The organism is Amycolatopsis sp. CB00013 (assembly GCF_001905755.1).
GTDB classification, from domain to species: domain Bacteria; phylum Actinomycetota; class Actinomycetes; order Mycobacteriales; family Pseudonocardiaceae; genus Amycolatopsis; species Amycolatopsis japonica.
Map to the genome: position 1 here is coordinate 1965246 of NZ_LIWC01000001.1, position 11826 is coordinate 1977071.

Here is an 11826-nt window from a genome sequence, read left to right on the forward strand (position 1 = left end):
CCTCGCGGTGAAACTCAGTTCAGGCTCGAGCAGGGTCTCGCGTCAGGATCCTGCGCCCCCTTGGGCACCCACCGCACGTTCGCGAACGAAGCCGAGAACCGGCCGTCGGTGTACACCAGGAACGGCGTGTTGACGTTCTCCAGATCCAGCCCGTTCGCGAAGCACGACACCGGGATCTTCACCGTCGACTTCGGCGCGCCCGCGAGATCGGTGAACAGCTTGGTCGCGTTCACCTCGGAGAAGCACGGGTAGACGCAATGCATGCTGATCACGGTCCAGTTGGCCGGCGCCTCGTGCACGACCGTGTCGAACTCCAGCGCCGCGTCGGCGTTGAGGTAACCCCGAAGATCGTTGGTACCGGCCGGGTTCTGGAAGTAGATCTGCGCCGGGCCGGTGCCGGTCCAGGTCGACTTGAGCCCGTCCTGCTGCACGTTCACGTCCGACTGCACGACGTTGATCTCGGCGTGTGAAGCGGTGCCGTCGGGGCCGATCTCCGTACCGCCCCAGTTCTCCGCGGAACCGATGAAACCCTTGTACGGCGCGACATCGGTGCGGTTGAACACCTCGAGGTCCTCGGTCGCGGTACCGCCGCCACCGGTCGAGCCACACGTCACCGGCCCGGCCGTCTCGTCGAGCTGCCCGACCGTGACGCGCTGCCCGGTCTTGAGCCCGTAGCCGAGTTTGAACAGCGGGTCGTAGTCAGCCGAACCCGCGTTCAGCGGCGTCTGGCACGCGCTCTTCGGCCACGAGTACGGCAGTGTGCCCTTGAAGCCACCCTTGACCAGGACATCCGCGACGCCGCCGCCTTCGGTACCCGGCAGCCAGGCCGCGACGAACGCGTCGGAGCGGTTGATCTCCTTGTTCATGTACAGCGGGCGGCCGCCGACGTAGACGGTGACGACCGGAGCACCCTTCCCGCGGACCTTGTCGAGCACGGCCAGATCCTCGGGGTAGAGCTTCGAAGCCTCCAGCGTCTTGCGCGTCAGGTCGCCGACGCCTTCCGCGTACGGGGTCTCGCCGATGACGGCGATGACCGCGTCGTAGCCCTTCGGATCGGTGTCGCCCTTCTCGTCGAAGGTGACGTTGACGTCGCCGAGTTGCTGCTTGAGCCCGGCCAGGATCGACGTGGCGTTCGGGAAGTCTGCGTTGGTGTTGCCGGTCCCCTGCCAGCTCAGCGTCCAGCCGCCGGTCTGGTTCTGGATGCTGTCCGCGCTCTTGCCGACGACGAGCACCTTCGACTTCGGCTTGAGCGGCAGCACGTTGCCGTTGTTCTTCAGCAACGTCTGCGAGGAACGGACCGCGTCGCGCGCCAGCCAGGTCTCCTTCAGTGCTTCGTCGGAGTTGGCGTAGGACCGGTCCGACGGCTTCTGCGACTCGTACAGCCCGGAGCGCAGCTTGACGCGCAGGATGCGGGTCACCGCGTCGTCGATCCGCGAGACCGGGATCTGGCCGGAGCCGACCTGGGCGACGGTGTTGGTGATGAACGCCTTCCAGTCGTTCGGCACCATCACGATGTCGATGCCGGCGTTGATCGCCTGCGGGCAGGAGGCGTTGGTACAGCCCGGAACCTGGCCGATACCGTTCCAGTCCGACACGACGAGGCCGTCGAAGCCCATCTTGCCCTTGAGGATCTGGTTCAGCGCCTTGTCACTGCCGTGCAGCTTGCCCTCGTCGATGCCCAGCTCGGCGTTGGTCCAGCTGTTGAACGACACCATCACGGTCTGGGAGCCCGCGGCGAGCGCGCCGTAGTAACCCTGGCCGTGGACGTTGATCATCTCGGCCTCGGACGACGGGTTGACGCCCTGATCCTGTCCCTTGAGGGTGCCGCCGTCACCGATGAAGTGCTTGGCGGTGCCGATCACGCCGTTGTAGCCGATGCGTTTGGTCGAGCCGTCCTGGAGACCGTTGATCGCCTCGTAGCCGTAGGCCCTGGTGATCCGCGGGTCCTCGGAGAACCCTTCGTAGGTGCGTCCCCAGCGGTCGTCCTTCACGACGGCCAGCGTCGGCGCGAAGGCCCAATCCTGGCCGGTGGCGCGGATCTGCCGGGCCGTCGCCGCGGAGATGTCGCGCACCAGGCACGGGTCGTGCGCCGCGCCGAGCCCGATGTTGTGCGGGAAGACGGTGGCCCCGTACACGTTGTTGTTGCCGTGCACGGCGTCGATGCCCCAGATCACCGGGATCTTCGTCCTGCTGCCCTTCGCGGCGTCCCAATAGGAATCGGCGAGTTTCAGCCAGTCCTGCTGGGAGGCGTGCTTGTCCTTGTTCGGCCACGAGCCGCCGCCGTTGAGGACCGAGCCGATCGAGTACTGCCGGACCTCGTCAGGGGTGATCGCGGCGATCTCGGGCTGCGTCATCTGCCCGACCTTCTCCTCCAGGGTCATCCCCTCGAGGATCCTGGCGATCCGCTGTTCGTCACCGGCCTTGCCCTTGAACCGGCTCTCGACCTTCGGCCAGTCGGCGAGCGTCGGCAGGCTCTTCTCGATGCGAGCGCAGCCGTCCCGGTCGAGCGCGGGTTTCCCGATCACCGGCTGCTCGGCGGCGACGGCGGCGGGCGTGGCCACCACGGCCCCGCCGAGCAGGGTGAGACTCATCAAGGCGATCAGCGGACTTCGGCGCGCGCGAGCACGTCTTGCCATGGTCTGGTCCATTCTGCGGAAGGCGGGGACCGGCCGATCCTCACCGGACCAGGCGGCGGCGTCAAGAGTTTCCGGCCGATATGCCACCTGTTAATTTTTGCCGTGAACTAAGACTTACCCGGCCACCCGCCGCCGATTGCGCCGCTTGGCGGTGTACGGCAGCGCGAACAGGTACAGCCCGCTGAACATCAGCAGGAAGAGCGGTGGCAGCGGCGTGTAGAGCACCCACTGCGCCGGGTCGCCCTGCGCCACCACGACGAAGCACACGATGACGGTGGCGACGAAGACGAGCGACGTCCACCGATGAAACGTCCGGATCCGCTTGCTCACGAGAACCTCCTGGAGTCGTTTTGCCTGTGGCGAAGACGCTAGGGATCCCGTGGGCACCGATGCTTCTCGATTCCTGATCGGTCCGCTTGACCTCCACATTACTTGAGCTTTTATCTTCGCGGAAAACGAAGGGAATCACTCATGACCGTCTTGGTAACCGGAGCGACCGGGAACACCGGCCGCCACGTGGTGGCCGAACTCCTCCGCCGTGGGGAACGCGTCCGGGCACTCACCAGGAACCCCGCCGAAGCCCGGCTTCCGGCGGGTGTCGAACTCGTGGAAGGCACCCACACCGCGCCGGAGACCTTGACCGAGGCCTTGGCAGGTGTCACCAAGCTGCACATCACGGTCACGGCGGGACTCGCGGATGTCGGCGTCGATCTGGTCAAGCGTGCCGTGGACGCGGGCGTGCGCCGGATGACCATCGTGTGGGGCGGTTACGTCGGGCCGACGGAACAGGCCATGGCCGAATCCGGGGTGGAATGGACGCGCCTGGAGCCGCAGGAGTTCATGTCCAACGCCCTGACCTGGGTCGACTCGGTCCGCGCCGAGGGCGTGATCCGCGAGCCGTTCGACCTTCCGAGCGCCGTGGTGCACGAGGGCGACATCGGCGCCGTCGCCGCCACCGCGCTCGTGGAGGACGGGCATTCGGGCAAGGTCTACAACCTCACCGGGCCGCAGGCCCTGACCACGAGCGAACGGATCGCGATCCTCGGCTCCGCGGTCGGCCGTGACATCGCGCTGGAGCAGATCACCCGGCAACAGGCGATCGACCGGCTGCTGGCCGAAGGCGTCTCGGTCGCGGACGCCGAGTACGTCGTCGGGTGGCACAGCGATCCGCCCGTGGAGGCGCGCACTGTCGTCAACACGATCGAGAAGGTGACCGGACGACCCGCCCGCACGTTCGCGCAGTGGGTCGCCGAGCACGCCGACCGTTTCAGGCCGTGAACGGTCCGACCGCCTTCACGATTTCCAGCACCGGCGCGGTGTGCACCGTGTGGATCGCCCGCAACGCGCCCAGCCGGTGCGTGAGGTAGTGGTGCAGCGCGGCGGGATCCGGGCACAACGCCTGCGCGGCCAGGTTGGTGGGCCCGGTCGTGGCGACGACGACGGCCAGCTCCTCGTGAGTGGCCAGCGTCGTCGCCACCTCGTCGAGATCCGCCGGCGCGACGGCCATCCACAGGAACGCCTGGGTGGTCACGCCGTACAGGGCCGCGCTGATCTCGACGTCGAAGAAGAGCGCGCCTCGCGCGCGCAGATCCGCCAGGCGGCGGGCCGCCGTCGCCGGGGCGAGGCCCGCCGCCGCGGCCAGGTCCGCGATACTCGCCCGGCCGTCGTGGCGGAGGGCGGCGATCAGCGCGTGATCCGCCGCCGTCAGCGGGCTCTCCTCGCCGACGGATTCCGGCGGTCGCAACGCTTCCTGCTGCTCCTCGGTCAGCGCGGCGACCCGGCCGCGCCACGCCGTCGGGCCGCCGAGGTAGGTGTGCAGGATGAAATGCGCGGACACCGCCGTGACACTCGCGGCCCGCGGGATGTCGTGCAACAGCATGGCGCTCTGCGCGTGCCGCGGCGTATGCGCGATCGTCACGATCTCCGTGCCGCCGGAGGTGAGCTTGACCCACGACGTGTCCGGCCGCCGGGCCAGCGAACGAGCGAGCGTCCGCGCGGCGGCGGGCTGCGCGCTCAGCCGGACGAGCCACTGCGTCAGCCCCGTCCGGTCGGGATCGGGCAGGCCCACCACGCGTAACCCGGATTCGGCCCGGAGCCGCTGATAGCGCCGGGCGACGGTCTGGGTCGAGACACCGAGGACCGCCCCGATCCGGCTGAACGGCGCACGGGCGTCGATCTGCAGCGCGTGGATCAAAGCGCGGTCGATGTCGTCGAGCATGGAATATTTCGTCCATTCGATCCAGGTTTCAGGGAACAAAAGTCATCCTCGCCGCACGATCCCGTTCATGCAACTGACGAAGACCGGATCGGTTCCGCTCGCCACGCTGCTCGCGGCGGAGGCGATGAACGTGCTGGACGCGACGATCACCCAGGTCGCCGGCCCGGCGATCCACGCCGACCTCGGCGGACCCGCTTCCGCCATCCCCTGGTTCGGCGCCGCGTACACGCTCCCGTTCGCGATGCTCCTCATCACCGGCGGCAGGCTCGGCGACCTGCTGGGCCGCCGCCGCGTGTTCCTGTGCGGTGTGACGATGTTCGCCCTGGCCTCACTGTGCTGCGCGCTCGCACCGGGCACCTGCGTCCTCATCGGCGCGCGAGCGGTCCAGGGCATGGCGGCGGCGCTGGTGATCCCGCAGACCTTCGGGTTGATCAAGGCCTTGTTCTCCGGCCCGGCGCTGGCGGCGGCGCTGGGCTGGAACGGGCCGGTGGTCGGCCTGTCCGCCGTGAGCGGGCCGTTGCTCGGCGCCCTGCTGACGGACCTGGTGTCGTGGCGGGCGGCGTTCCTGGTGAACGTGCCGATCGCGCTCGCGGTGCTCGTGGCGGGACGGCTGCTGCCGGAAGACCGCGCCGAGCATCCGGTCCGGCTGGATGTGCAGGGCACCTTGCTCGCTTCGCTCGGCATGGGACTCGTGGTGTACCCGTTGCTCGACAGGTGGAGCTGGGCGCCCTTCGCCACGGGCGCCGCGGTGCTCGTGCTGTTCGTGTTCCATCAGCGGCACCGACGTCATCCGCTGGTCGAGCCGAGCCTGTTCGAACACCGCGGTTTCCCCGCTGCGTTGGCGGCGTCGACCCTGTTCTTCGCCGTGATGAACGGGTTGATGCTCGTGGTGGTCCTGCACCAGCAACTCGACGAGGGTCTCGGCGTACTCGCGTCCGGGCTGACGCTGCTGCCGTGGTCGGGCGGGCTGGCGATTTCCTCGTGGGTGGCGGGCAATTGGCTCGTTCCCCGGCACGGATCGCGTGTCGCCTTCGCCGGTCTTGCGCTGCTGCTCGCGGGAATCCTGCTGGCTCTCGGTGGCACATTGCCGATCGCACTCGGGATCGGCGGACTCGGCCTGGGGCTGTTCACGGTGCCGTTCTTCACCGCGGCGCTTTCCGTCGTCCGTCCACAGGAGACCGGCTCCGCGGCGGGCCTGCTGAACGCGGTGCAGCAAGTCGGTGCGACGCTGGGCATCGCGGTGTTCGGCAGCGTCTTCCTGCACGGTCGTTCCGTGGTGGGGGCGTTCTCGCTCGCGGCGGTGCTGGTGGTGGCGACCATGGTCGCGACCGCGCTGATGCCCCGGACCGGCGCCTTCGCTACCCCTCGGCGGCCTTGAACCACGCGCCGATCCCGGCGAGCGCGCCCGGACCGTAGTCACCCCGGACGTCGTCGGCCAGATCCGCGATGGTGACGGCACGCAACGCCGCCCGCCACTGAACCTCGGCGTTCGCCATCGCGCGGCTGATGGCGCACGGCGTCGTGCACGCCTCGGGCGGCGTCGCCATCGGGCCGCGCTGCCGGATCTCGGTGCAGAGGAAGGCCGGGCCAGGCCCGTCGATGGCCTCGACGACGTCGAGCACCGTGATCTCCGAAGGCGGCCTGGTGAGGACGTAGCCGCCGGCCTTCCCCTGCACCGACCGGATGAGATCGGCCCGGGAAAGCGCCTGGAGCTGCTTCGCGAGGTAGCTCGGCGAGACGTCGTGAAGCTGCGCCAAGCGCGCGGCGGGCGCGGGCTCGTCGACGGAGGTCAGCACGACACAGCAGTGCAGGGCCCACTCGACCCCACCGGACATCTTCACCCGGATGACTCTAACCCGCCTCTTGACTCGGACACAATGTATCCGAGTAATATCTCGGACATTCGGTGTCCGGGTTTGCGGGCGCCACCGACGAAGGGCACTGGGTCATGAAATTCGCGATCATCGGCGGGACCGGGCTGATCGGCTCGCAGGTCGTGCGCAACCTGAACGAGGCGGGGCACGAGGCGGTGCCGCATTCGCCGTCCACCGGGGTCGACCTGCTCACCGGCCAAGGCCTGGACAGCGCGCTCGACGGCGCCGACGTGGTCGTCAACCTGACGAACTCGCCGACCTTCGACGACGCCTCCCCCGCGTTCTTCCGGACGTCGATGGACAACCTCGTGGCGGCCGCGAAGAAGGCGGGCACCGGGCATTTCGTGATCCTGTCGATCGTCGGCGTCGACCAGGTGCCGCAGCTCGACTACTACCGGGCCAAGACCCTGCAGGAGGACATCCTCAAGGAGAGCGGTGTCCCCTACTCGATCGTCCGCGCCACCCAGTTCATGGAATTCGTCGACGCGGTCCTGTCCTGGACCTCCGACGAGACCGCCGTCCGCCTGCCCGGCACGCCGATCCAGCCGATCGCCGCGGCCGACGTCGCCGCCGCGGTTTCCGAGGTCTCGGCGGGAAAGCCGTTGAACGGCACCCTCGACGTGGGCGGCCCGGACGTCTATCCGCTGGACGAACTGGGCCGGATCACCTTGTCCGCCAAGGGAGACACGCGTCCGGTGACCGTCGACGAGACCGCGGGCATGTTCTCCGCCGTCAAGGGTGACGTGCTCACCACGAAGGACGGCGCCCGCATCGCCGAGACCCGCTACCTCGACTGGCTCAAGTAGCCGGGCTGAAGGGAACCATGACCGCATGCGACGCGGCGAAGGGCCCCTTCGCCGCGTCGCATGCGGCGAAGGGCCCCTTCAGCCCACGTCAGCTGGGCAGCAGCGCCGGAGCCGCGAGACGGCTGGCGTTCGCCGCCTCGTCGTCCGGCTGGGCCTGCGCGGACCGTTCCGCCTCGACCCGCGCGAGGTAGTTGGCGACCTCGCGCTCCTGCTTGTGCGAGTCCCAGCCCAGCAGTGGCGCCATCAGCGCGGCCACCACCGGCGCCGCGGTCACGCCGCGATCCCGCTCCTCGATGGAGATCCGGGTGCGCCGCGTCAGGACGTCCTCCAGGTGCAGCGCGCCCTCGTGCGAGACCGCGTAAACGACCTCCGCCTTCAGGTACTCCGCGGTCCCCGGGATCGCTTCACCCAGTTCAGGACGCTCCGAGATCGACTCCAGGATGTCCTCGATCGCGGTGCCGTAGCGCTGGAGGAGATGCTCGATGCGGGCGATGGGCAGCCCCGTGCGCTGCACGAGCGAGTGCCGCGCGCCCCACATCTCGTGATAGCCGGTCGCGCCGACGATCGGCAGCCGCTCGGTCCACGACGACGGCGCGGGGCGGCCGAGGTCCTCCACCGCGACGTCGACCGCGTCGGCGGCCATCACCCGGTACGTCGTGTACTTGCCGCCGGCCACGATCACCAGACCCGGCACCGGATGCGCGACGGCGTGCTCCCGCGACAGCTTCGTGGTCGACGTCGCCTTCGCGGCCAGCAGCGGCCGAAGCCCCGCGTACACGCCTTCGATGTCGTCGGCGGTGAGCGGCGTGCGAAGGACGGCGTTGAGGTGGTCGAGCACGTAGTCGACGTCCGCCTGGCTGGCCGCCGGGTGCTCGCGGTCGAGGTCCCATTCGGTGTCGGTGGTGCCGACGATCCAGTGCCGTCCCCACGGGATGACGAACAGCACGCTCTTCTCGGTGCGCAGGATCAGCCCAGTGTCCAGGTCGATCTTCTCGCGCGGCACCACCAGGTGGATACCCTTCGAAGCACGCACGGTGAACGGCGCGGGGATGCCCGCCGCTTCCGCCATGTCGTCGCTCCACACGCCGGTCGCCGCGACGACCGTCTTCGCCCGGACCTCGATCTCCGCACCGCTCTCGCGGTCGACGACCTTGGCCCCGACGACACGTTCGCCGTCGCGGATCAGCGAGGTCACCCGCGCCCGGGTGAGGACGGAAGCACCTTGCTCGGCCGCGGTCCGCGCGATGGTCATCGTGTGACGGGCGTCGTCGACCTGGGCGTCGTAGTACTGGATGGCGCCGATCAGGGCGTCGTCCGCGAGGCCGGGCGCGACCTTGCCCGCGCCGCGCTTCGACAGATGCCGGTGCCGCGGCAGGGCCCGCGCTCCGCCGAGGGTGTCGTAAAGCGTGACACCCGCGCCGATGTAGCCGCGTTCCCAGACGCGGTGCTTGAGCGGCACCAGGAACTTCACCGGCCGGACCAGGTGTGGCGCGAGGGTCTGCAGGAGCAGGCTACGTTCCTTCAGCGCCTCGCGGACCAGCTTGAAGTCCAGGTTCTCCAGATAACGCAGCCCACCGTGGATCAGCTTCGACGACCGGCTCGACGTTCCGGCGGCGAAGTCGCGGGCCTCGACGAGCGCGACGGAGAGTCCGCGCGACGCCGCGTCGAGTGCGACGCCGGCACCGGTCACTCCCCCGCCGACGACGAGCACGTCGATCTCCTCACGAGCGAGCTTGCGCAGCGTCTCGGCACGGTAGACCGGGGAAAGCGGTACGGGTGTCACCTTGTTCCTCCTGTTCATCGGGCTCACTCGACCTCGACCCAGTCGAGCGTGCGGCCGACGGCCTTCTGCCAGCCCGCGTAGCCCTCGGCGCGCTGTTCGTCCGTCCACGACGGCTCCCAGCGCTTGTCCTCGTTCCAGTTCTGTTCCAGCTCGTCGGTGCTCTTCCAGAACCCGACGGCGAGCCCGGCCGCGTAGGCGGCACCGAGCGCGGTGGTCTCGGCGACGACCGGCTTCGACACCGGCACGCCGAGGATGTCGGCCTGCAGCTGCATGCAGAGTTCGTTGGCGGTCACGCCACCGTCCACACGCAACACGTCGAGCGTGACGCCGGAGTCGTTCTGCATGGCCTCGACGACGTCGCGGGTCTGGTAGCAGATCGCTTCGAGGGTCGCCCGCGCCAGATGCGCGTTGGTGGTGGCGCGGGTGAGGCCGACGATCGCGCCGCGGGCGTCGGAACGCCAGTACGGGGCGAAAAGCCCGGAGAAAGCGGGGACGAAGTAGACGCCGCCGTTGTCCTCGACCTGGCGCGCGAGGCTCTCGCTCTGGGACGCGCCGCTGATGATGCCCAGCTGGTCGCGCAGCCACTGCACGGCGGAACCCGTGACGGCGATGGAGCCTTCCAGCGCGTACACCGGCTTCTCGTCACCGAACTGGTAGGCCAGCGTCGTGAGCAGCCCGTGCTTCGACCGCACGACCTCGTGCCCGGTGTTGAGGAGCAGGAAGTTTCCGGTGCCGTAAGTGTTCTTGGCCTCGCCGGGGCGGAAGCACACCTGGCCGACGGTCGCCGCCTGCTGGTCGCCGAGCACGCCGGTGATGGCGACCTCGCCGCCGAGCGGGCCGTCCGCGCGGGTCACGCCGAAGCGGCCGTTGTTCGACGACGGCGCGATCGACGGCAGCATCTGCTTGGGGACACCGAAGAACGACAGCAGTTCGTCGTCCCACTCCAGCGTTTCCAGGTCCATGAGCATGGTGCGCGACGCGTTGGTCGGATCCGTCACGTGCACGCCGCCGTCGGGCCCGCCGGTGAGGTTCCAGATGAGCCAGCTGTCGGTGGTGCCGAAGAGCGCGTCACCCTTTTCCGCGTCTTCGCGGACGCCCTCGACGTTCTCCAGGATCCACTGCAGCTTGCCGCCGGAGAAGTAGGTGGCGGGCGGCAGACCGGCCTTCCGCCGGATGACGTCGCCCTTGCCCTCGCGTTCGAGCGCCGAGGCGATCCGGTCGGTGCGGGTGTCCTGCCACACGATGGCGTTGCAGTACGGCCGCCCGGTGCGGCGGTTCCACACGACGGTGGTCTCACGCTGGTTGGTGATGCCGAGCGACGCGAGGTCGGCGGCGGTCAGCTTCGCCTTGTTGAGCGCGGTGGCGATGACCGAGCGGGTCCGCTCCCAGATCTCGGTGGCGTCGTGTTCGACCCAGCCCGGCTTGGGGAGGATCTGCTCGTGCTCGAGCTGGTGGCGGGCGATCTCGTTGCCGCCGTGGTCGAAGATCATGAAACGCGTGCTGGTGGTGCCCTGGTCGACGGCGCCGATGTAATCAGACATGGGTTTCTCTCCTTAGGAAACGCGCTCGATGTCCTTGGCGGGCAAGGCTTCCGGCGCCGGTTCGGCGGGCAGGTAACGCTCGATGAAGAACTTGTAGATCGCCCCGCCGATGACCGCGCCGATCACCGGCGCCACGATCGGGATCCACCAGTAGGGATAGCCGTATTGATCGGTGAACGCGGTGTCGTAGCCGGTGAGCCAGGACATCAGGCGCGGGCCGAAGTCGCGGGCGGGGTTGATCGCGTAGCCGGCGTTGGTGCCCCAGGCCATGCCGATCGCGACCACGAGGAAACCGACGACCACGGGCGCGAGATTCGCGGCGGGCGCGGTGTTGCGGAGGTCGGTGATGGCGAAGATCACCAGTGCCAGGATCGCGGTGCCGATGATCTGGTCGCGGAAGGCGCCCCAGTCACCCACCGGCAGGGTTCCGTTACCCGGAAGAGTGGAGAACACGCCCTGCGTCTTGATCGTCAGGCCGGGGTCCGCGGCGTTGAGCACCTCGGTGTAGTTCCACCGCACCAGCAGTGCGGCGAGGAACGCGCCGGCGGTCTGCGCCAAGGCATACGGGGCGACCTTGCGCCACGAGAAGCCCTTGAACACCGCGAGTGCCACGGTGATGGCGGGGTTCAGATGCGCGCCGCTGATCCGTGAAGCCACGTAGATACCCAGCGTGACACCGATTCCCCACGCCCACGCGATGCTGTCGTGGTCCCCGATGCCCGCGGCGACGACTTGGGCCACCACCCCGCAGCCGAACAGGATGAGGATCATCGTCCCGACGAACTCCGCCGCCAGTTCGCCCGCCAGTCCGCGAGCCTTGAGGTTTCGCACCATTGCTTCCTCCACAAAGGACACCGTTGCCCTGTTGAGGCCGAAGTTAAGTTCGCGGAAACCCGGGGTCAACGGATGCCGGTCGGCATTGTCGAACGGCTGAAGACGATGTTCGACATTGTCGAATCAGGGCCGGT

10 protein-coding genes are annotated in these 11826 nt (G+C 68.7%); 3 read left to right on the forward strand and 7 right to left on the reverse strand.

Annotated features, from left to right (window positions below; genetic code table 11):
* Positions 1-14: 14 nt before the first annotated feature.
* Both AMK34_RS08780 and AMK34_RS08785 read right to left on the reverse strand, forming a co-directional pair.
* On the reverse strand, positions 15-2591 hold the full coding sequence (locus AMK34_RS08780) for a glycoside hydrolase family 3 protein (protein ID WP_073844198.1): 2577 nt from the start codon (positions 2589-2591) through the stop codon (positions 15-17).
* A gap of 159 nt (positions 2592-2750) precedes the next feature.
* The gene (locus AMK34_RS08785) at positions 2751-2966 is read right to left on the reverse strand and encodes a hypothetical protein (protein ID WP_073844200.1); all 216 of its coding nucleotides are present in this window, start codon (positions 2964-2966) and stop codon (positions 2751-2753) included.
* 141 nt (positions 2967-3107) lie between these two features.
* Here AMK34_RS08785 and AMK34_RS08790 point away from each other — a divergent pair, with 141 nt between their 5' ends.
* Positions 3108-3914, forward strand: coding sequence for an NmrA family NAD(P)-binding protein (locus tag AMK34_RS08790; RefSeq protein ID WP_073844202.1), 807 nt, complete (start codon positions 3108-3110; stop codon positions 3912-3914).
* Here the strand turns inward: AMK34_RS08790 and AMK34_RS08795 are convergent.
* On the reverse strand, positions 3904-4854 hold the full coding sequence (locus AMK34_RS08795; RefSeq protein ID WP_073844204.1) for an Lrp/AsnC family transcriptional regulator: 951 nt from the start codon (positions 4852-4854) through the stop codon (positions 3904-3906). The genes AMK34_RS08790 and AMK34_RS08795 overlap by 11 nt on opposite strands.
* 67 nt (positions 4855-4921) lie before the next feature.
* Here AMK34_RS08795 and AMK34_RS08800 point away from each other — a divergent pair, with 67 nt between their 5' ends.
* Entirely contained in the window at positions 4922-6232 is a 1311-nt protein-coding gene (locus tag AMK34_RS08800) for an MFS transporter (protein WP_073844698.1), read from the forward strand.
* Here AMK34_RS08800 and AMK34_RS08805 read toward each other — a convergent pair.
* Positions 6213-6689 carry an Rrf2 family transcriptional regulator gene (locus AMK34_RS08805; protein ID WP_038523074.1) on the reverse strand — a complete coding sequence of 159 codons (477 nt, stop codon included), beginning with the start codon at positions 6687-6689 and terminating at the stop codon, positions 6213-6215. The genes AMK34_RS08800 and AMK34_RS08805 overlap by 20 nt on opposite strands.
* 113 nt (positions 6690-6802) lie before the next feature.
* Between AMK34_RS08805 and AMK34_RS08810 the strand changes: the two genes are divergently transcribed.
* Positions 6803-7534 (forward strand): SDR family oxidoreductase, encoded by a 732-nt coding sequence (locus AMK34_RS08810; RefSeq protein ID WP_073844205.1) that lies wholly within the window; start codon positions 6803-6805, stop codon positions 7532-7534.
* 88 nt (positions 7535-7622) lie between these two features.
* Here the strand turns inward: AMK34_RS08810 and glpD are convergent, their stop codons facing one another.
* Genes glpD through AMK34_RS08825 form a run of 3 tightly spaced genes read right to left on the reverse strand, consistent with a single transcriptional unit; the run spans position 7623 to position 11692 of the window.
* The gene (gene glpD / locus AMK34_RS08815; protein WP_073844207.1) at positions 7623-9335 is read right to left on the reverse strand and encodes a glycerol-3-phosphate dehydrogenase; all 1713 of its coding nucleotides are present in this window, start codon (positions 9333-9335) and stop codon (positions 7623-7625) included.
* 5 nt (positions 9336-9340) lie between these two features.
* Positions 9341-10858, reverse strand: coding sequence for a glycerol kinase GlpK (glpK, locus tag AMK34_RS08820; RefSeq protein ID WP_038511941.1), 1518 nt, complete (start codon positions 10856-10858; stop codon positions 9341-9343).
* A gap of 12 nt (positions 10859-10870) precedes the next feature.
* A complete protein-coding gene (locus tag AMK34_RS08825; RefSeq protein ID WP_037339527.1) occupies positions 10871-11692 on the reverse strand; it encodes an MIP/aquaporin family protein in 822 nt (273 codons plus the stop codon).
* Between the last annotated feature and the right edge of the window lie 134 nt (positions 11693-11826).

Bases quoted from the DNA above. Each gene is read 5' to 3' on its own strand.
- AMK34_RS08780 (WP_073844198.1), bottom strand. From the start codon at position 2,591: ATGAGTCTCACCCTGCTCGGCGGGGCCGTGGTGGCCACGCCCGCCGCC.
- AMK34_RS08790 (WP_073844202.1), top strand. From the start codon at position 3,108: ATGACCGTCTTGGTAACCGGAGCGACCGGGAACACCGGCCGCCACGTG.
- AMK34_RS08795 (WP_073844204.1), bottom strand. From the start codon at position 4,854: ATGCTCGACGACATCGACCGCGCTTTGATCCACGCGCTGCAGATCGAC.
- AMK34_RS08800 (WP_073844698.1), top strand. From the start codon at position 4,922: ATGCAACTGACGAAGACCGGATCGGTTCCGCTCGCCACGCTGCTCGCG.
- AMK34_RS08805 (WP_038523074.1), bottom strand. From the start codon at position 6,689: ATGTCCGGTGGGGTCGAGTGGGCCCTGCACTGCTGTGTCGTGCTGACC.
- AMK34_RS08810 (WP_073844205.1), top strand. From the start codon at position 6,803: ATGAAATTCGCGATCATCGGCGGGACCGGGCTGATCGGCTCGCAGGTC.
- glpD (WP_073844207.1), bottom strand. From the start codon at position 9,335: ATGAACAGGAGGAACAAGGTGACACCCGTACCGCTTTCCCCGGTCTAC.
- glpK (WP_038511941.1), bottom strand. From the start codon at position 10,858: ATGTCTGATTACATCGGCGCCGTCGACCAGGGCACCACCAGCACGCGT.
- AMK34_RS08825 (WP_037339527.1), bottom strand. From the start codon at position 11,692: ATGGTGCGAAACCTCAAGGCTCGCGGACTGGCGGGCGAACTGGCGGCG.